Origin of the sequence: Terrabacter terrae, from assembly GCF_039529575.1 — a bacterium.
Lineage (GTDB): Bacteria > Actinomycetota > Actinomycetes > Actinomycetales > Dermatophilaceae > Terrabacter > Terrabacter terrae.
In genome coordinates this window covers 1-1,383 of the sequence record NZ_BAAANB010000109.1, presented here as the reverse complement: position 1 = coordinate 1,383, position 1,383 = coordinate 1, and the positions used below count along the sequence as shown (strand labels likewise).

The window sequence follows — 1,383 nt, the reverse complement described above, 5'->3', positions numbered from 1 at the left end:
GGTCGGAACCGTGGTGGTCGGCGGGACCGTGGTCGGAACCGTGGTGGTCGGCGGGACCGTGGTCGGGACCGTGGTGGTCGGCGGGACCGTGGTCGGGACCGTGGTGGTCGGCGGGATCGTGGTCGGCTCGGTGGTCGTCGGCTCGGTGGTCGTCGGCTCGGGGGTCGTCGGCTCCGTGGTCGTCGGCTCCGTCGTCGTCGGAATGGTGGTGGTCGGCGGAACGGTGGTGGTCGGCGTGTCATCGCCCTCACCGTCGCCACCCCCGTTGCCACCGGGCACGGTGGTGGTGGCTTCCGTCGTGGTCGGGACCGTGGTGGTCGGCTCCGTCGTGGCCGGGACCGTGGTCGTGGTCTCCGTGGTGGTCGGCTCCGTCGTGGCCGGGACCGTCGTGGTGCTCGTCGCCGGCGTGCCGCCGGGGCACGCAGCGTTCTCGCTGTCCACGATCACGGCGTCGTCCTGCGAACCGCGGAACTTGCCGTTCTCGAGGATGGCCTCGTCGACCTGGAGCGGGTTCTTGCCCGGCTTGAGCACCCTGTTGTCCCCAGAACCGACGTAGGCGCAGACCCACACCTGGTGGGTGTCGCCGGGCGTCGCCGAGGCGGTCCAACCCGTGGCAAGCGCTGCGGCTCCGGCGGTCGCGAGCCCCCCAGCAGCGACGAACGAAATGACGCGACGCGGAAGTCGCACGGTCTTCTGGCTCATGATGTAGCTGTCCCCTAGCAATCGTGGCGGCGCATCGTTTCCCCCCGCGCCTGAAACCCGAACGTGCCCTTTCTATCCGCTTTTGGTAAAGAAATATGGCTTTATCGCGAAGAAAGTTAAAAGGATCTTCAAGTGCCTGTAAGCATTTGGGCACGCTTTTCCGGATTGTCCGATTCGCACCTCGCCGAAAGGGCCCTCGGGTCCCCCTTCGGGCCTCCGTGCGGCTGACCTGAACGCTGGTTGCCCGGCCGCCGGGATGTGCGGTGGCCGGGCAACTGCAGGCGTCAGCGGGTGGCGTTCTCCCGGCGGCGGCGCAGGGCTTCGCCGGCCCCGAGCGCGAGTCCGCTCGCCACAAGGCCCGATCCGAGGAGCCGGTTGCTCGAGGACAGCTCGCCCTCGCCACCCGTGTGGGGTGCTCCCATGCCGGGGGTCGTGACGGCGCCTTCGACCATGCCGCCGACACCGGTGCTTGCGGCGTCGCCGACCAGCTCACCGCCGCCGCCAGTGCCGCCGCCGCCGCCGACGCCACCGCCGCCGACGACGCCACCGCCGCCGACGACGCCACCGCCGCCTCCGTTACCTCCACCACCACCGCCACCGGGCGTGGTGGTCGTGGTGCTCGGAGCGGGCATCGTGGTCGTGCTCGTGGGCGGTGCCGTCGAGGTGCTCGTGGGCGGCATC

1 protein-coding gene and 1 pseudogene are annotated in these 1,383 nt (G+C 70.6%); both read right to left on the bottom strand.

Annotated elements, in window-relative coordinates; all coding sequences use genetic code 11:
• Positions 1-702 (bottom strand): hypothetical protein (locus ABD194_RS19610; protein ID WP_343994627.1); only part of this gene is annotated, 702 nt, incomplete at its 3' end.
• A gap of 284 nt (positions 703-986) precedes the next feature.
• Positions 987-1,383 (bottom strand): annotated as a pseudogene (locus ABD194_RS19605) (hypothetical protein); the annotation flags it as partial.